The sequence below is a fragment of the Caballeronia sp. M23-90 genome (genome assembly GCF_053574605.1).
In genome coordinates this window covers 1-4,172 of sequence record NZ_JBSIPA010000540.1, presented here as the reverse complement: position 1 = coordinate 4,172, position 4,172 = coordinate 1, and the positions used below count along the sequence as shown (strand labels likewise).

Sequence of the window (4,172 nt, the reverse complement as noted above, 5' to 3'; positions counted from 1 at the left end):
TACGGCTTACGCGACGCGAGCGCAACGTGCTGGCATCGGAGAAACAAACGTACGCGCCGCCTTCAGTGGCGGCATCGAAAAGACGATCGGCCACGTACGTTTGTTTCTCCGATGCCAGCACGTTGCGCTCGCGTCGCGTAAGCCGTTGTCCGTATTCGAGCAGGCGCAGTTCCGAGCGCCAGTCGAGCGCGATGTGGCTGTCCGAGCCAAGCCCGAACCGGCCGTTATCGGCGAGATAGGCGTGCGCCGGGAAAATGCCGTCGCCGAGATTGGCTTCTGTGGTCAGGCACAAGCCGGCGACGGCGCGGCTTGCGGCCATCGCGCGGACTTCGTCCTGGTCGACGTGGGTCGCGTGCACGAGGCACCAGCGTTCGTTCACGTCGAAGTTGTCGAGCAGCCATTGCACCGGACGCGCTTTCAGGACGTCGAGGCACGCATCGACTTCGGCCGTCTGCTCGGCAATATGGATATGCACCGGCGCGCCGGGGAATTCGCGGTCGAGGCCGTCGAGCATGCGGCCCAACGTCTCTTTCGATACCGCCCGCAGCGAGTGCGGCGCGACGCCGTATCGGAGATTGCCGTTTTCCGCTTGCGATGAACGCAACGAGACGAGCGCATCAAGGAGGGATTCCGGCGTGTGGATGAAGCGCGCCTGGCCCGGTGTGGGCTCGCGTGCGCCGAAACCGCTGTATTGATAAAGCACGGGCAGCATGGTCATGCCTATGCCGGTTTGTCCGGCCGCATTGACCACGCGCGCCGCCATTTCAGCGGGACTCGCGTAGGGCGCGCCGTCGGGCGTGTTGTGCACATAGTGGAACTCGCAGACCGACGTGTAACCCGCCTTCAGCATTTCGATGTAAAGCCAGCGCGCGATATCGCCCAGACTTTCCGGCGAGATCCGCGATGCAAACCGGTACATCAGGTCGCGCCAGCTCCAGAAACTGTCCGTCGGGTTCGCACGATATTCGGTGAGGCCGGCCATTGCGCGCTGGAACGCGTGCGAGTGGAGATTCGGCATGCCGGCGAGCACGGGGCCGTTGGCTTTTTGCACGCCGGCCGCTTGCTTCGTGTCCGGCGTCACGGCTATCAGCGAGCCGTGATCGTCCCATTCGAGCAGCACATCGCGACGCCAGCCGTCCTGCAAGCGCGCGTGTTCGGCAAACAGGCTGTTTTTTGTCATGCGATTTTCCGTTTGTCTACAGTGACCGCGCCGTGCCGCACCACCAGCGCGCAGCGTTCCAGCCCGGTCCAGTAAGCCAGTTCCGCGAGCGTCTCAATATCCCATGCGACGAAATCCGCCTTCGCGCCGAGCTTGATCTCGCCGGTGACATCGGCGTGACCGAGCGCTTTTGCGCCGTGGCGCGTGACGCCCGCGAGCACCTCGGCCACCGATAAACGGAACAACGTGCAGCCCATGTTGAGCATCAAGAGCAGCGATGTGCTCGGCGATGTACCCGGATTGCTGTCGGTGGCGAGCGCGATCGGAACACCATGACGGCGCAGCAGATCGATGGGCGGAAGTTGCTTTTCGCGGATGAAGTAGAACGCGCCGGGCAGCAACACGGCCACCGTGCCGGCTTCGCGCATGGCGATGGCGCCGGCTTCATCGAGGAATTCGAGGTGATCGGCGGACAATGCATGATGCTTCGCCGCGAGCGCCGCGCCACCCATCAGCGACAACTGCTCGGCGTGCATTTTCACCGGCAGGTTCAGCTTCGATGCCGCGCTGAACACTCGCTCGGCCTGTTCCAGCGTGAACGCAATGCGCTCGCAAAAGACATCGACGGCATCTACGAGACCTTCGGCCGCGAGCGTCGGCAACATCTCATTGCAAACGTAGGCGATGTAGTCATCGGCGCGACCGGCGTATTCCGGCGGCAACGCATGCGCGCCGAGAAACGTGGTCGAGATCGTCACCGGCCGGGTCTCAGCCAGACGCCGCGCGACGCGCAGCATCTTGCGCTCGGTCGCCAGATCCAGCCCGTAGCCCGACTTGATTTCCAGCGCCGTCACGCCTTCGGCGAGCAGGGCGTCGAGGCGTCGCAGCGATTGCGCGAAGAGTTCGTCTTCACTTGCCGCCCGCGTGTTGCGCACCGTCGAGACAATCCCGCCGCCGCGTTTGGCGATGTCTTCGTAACTCGCGCCTTCGAGCCGCATCGCGAATTCTTCCGCGCGGTTTCCAGCGTAGACGAGGTGCGTGTGGCAATCGACCAGACCCGGCGTGACGATTCTTTGCTGCAGGTCGTGGCGTACGGCATCGGTGTAGGCCGGCGGCATTTCAGCCTCCGCGCCGAACCATTCAATGCGGCCATCGCGCACGACAATCGCCGCGTTCTCTATGACTTCTGCTGGATCGGCACGCGGCGAAAGCCTTGCGTTGCGCCAGACTTGCAAAGTGTTACTGGAGGCCATGTCCGGGATCCTTTGAAACGATACGGGCGTCGATCAGAACCGCGTCTTGCGAAAGCGGTTCGATGCTCAACACGCCATTCTCGCTTGCATCGAAAACCATTGCATCGCCCTGGGACAAACGCTCGCCGTTCACCGCAAACGCGCCGAGCGCCGCGAACAGCACGACGCTGCCGCGCGCCACGTCCAATTGTTCAGCCAGACGACGAACCGTCACGTTCCCCGACGCACGATCGCGCCTTGACATGAGGTTGAAATCGCGCGTGGGACCGTGCGGCAATTCCGCGCTGATCGACGCTTCGCCCGCAAACGCGACCGAATCCCAGCGCGAGAGAACATACTCCGGCCCTTCGGAATCGATGAGCACCATCTGCTCGCCCTCGATCAGCGTCAGCACACGATCGATTCCGTCGAACACCGAAAACGCGCCCGCCTCCGATACATCGGCAACGCTCACGCGCCAGTCGAACGCATCGAATGCGGCGCCCTTCGGCGACGCCGCGATCTCACGTGTCGCGCCGCCACCGTTTTTCCACGGCACGGCCTTCAGATCGGCCGCGCGAATGATGCTGAAGGCAAGAGACATATCAGGTCGTGATGAATGGAAGGTCGAGGCCGAAGTTCTTCGCGCATTCGATGGCCTGCTCGTAACCGGCATCGCCATGACGCATCACGCCCGACGCGCAGTCGTTCACCAGCACGCGTGCGAGACGCTTGTGGGCGGCTTCGGTGCCATCGGCGACAATCACCATGCCCGCATGTTGCGAGTACCCCATGCCCACGCCACCGCCGTGATGCAGGCTCACCCACGTCGCGCCGCCAGCGGTGTTCAGGAGCGCATTGAGCAGCGGCCAGTCGGACACGGCGTCCGTGCCGTCCTTCATGCTTTCCGTCTCGCGGTTCGGGCTCGCGACGGAACCGGTATCCAGATGATCCCGGCCGATGACAATCGGTGCCTTCAGCTCACCGCTCTTCACCATCTCGTTGAACGCGAGACCGGCAACGTGACGCTCACCCAGCCCGAGCCAGCAAATCCGCGCCGGCAAACCCTGGAAGGCAATGCGGTCGCGCGCCATATCGAGCCAGCGGTTCATGCCGGCGTTATGCGGGAACAGTTCCTTCAGCTTGGCGTCGGTCTTGTAGATGTCTTCCGGATCGCCCGACAGCGCGACCCAGCGGAACGGGCCCTTGCCTTCGCAGAACAACGGGCGGATATACGCGGGCACGAAACCGGGGAAATCGAAGGCGTTCTTTACGCCGTCATCGAAGGCGACCTGACGCAGGTTGTTGCCGTAATCGACTGCCGGGATGCCCATTGCGTGGAAATCGAGCATGGCCTGGACGTGCTGCGCGCACGAGCGTTGCGCGGCGGCCTTGAGCTCGGCGTGTTGCGAGGCGTCCAGCGATGCCGCGCGCCACTTTTCCAGGCTCCAGCCAGCCGGCAGATAACCGTTGATCAGGTCGTGCGACGAGGTTTGGTCAGTGACCAGATCCGGCTTGATGGCGCCGGCCTTGGCGCGGCGCACGAGTTCCGGCAGCACTTCGGCGGCATTGCCGAGCAGCGCGATCGAGATGGCGTCGCCTGCGGCGGTATGTTGCTTGATGAGTTCGAGCGCGTGATCGATATCCTTTGCTTGTTTATCGACGTAGCGCGTGCGCAGACGGAAGTCGATGCGCGTCTGGTCGCACTCGATATTCAGCGATACCGCCCCCGCCAGCGTCGCCGCGGGCGGCTGCGCACGCGCTACGTCGATAAACAAGCA

General features: G+C 63.5%; 4 protein-coding genes. All 4 read right to left on the bottom strand.

The features are described from left to right. Positions 1–1,180, bottom strand: a 1,180-nt coding sequence (locus ACRXB1_RS32030) for a formimidoylglutamate deiminase (protein WP_449494316.1), incomplete at its 3' end; no start/stop codon positions are given. Beyond that, the gene (gene hutI, locus ACRXB1_RS32025; RefSeq protein WP_449494315.1) at positions 1,177–2,412 is read right to left on the bottom strand and encodes an imidazolonepropionase; all 1,236 of its coding nucleotides are present in this window, start codon (positions 2,410–2,412) and stop codon (positions 1,177–1,179) included. The genes hutI and ACRXB1_RS32030, both read right to left, overlap by 4 nt. Further along, the gene (locus tag ACRXB1_RS32020) at positions 2,399–2,995 is read right to left on the bottom strand and encodes a HutD/Ves family protein (RefSeq protein WP_061998730.1); all 597 of its coding nucleotides are present in this window, start codon (positions 2,993–2,995) and stop codon (positions 2,399–2,401) included. Before ACRXB1_RS32020 ends, hutI begins: the two co-directional genes overlap by 14 nt. Position 2,996: 1 nt before the next feature. Continuing rightward, a partial coding sequence (hutU, locus tag ACRXB1_RS32015; RefSeq protein ID WP_449494314.1) for a urocanate hydratase occupies positions 2,997–4,172 on the bottom strand: 1,176 nt, incomplete at its 5' end.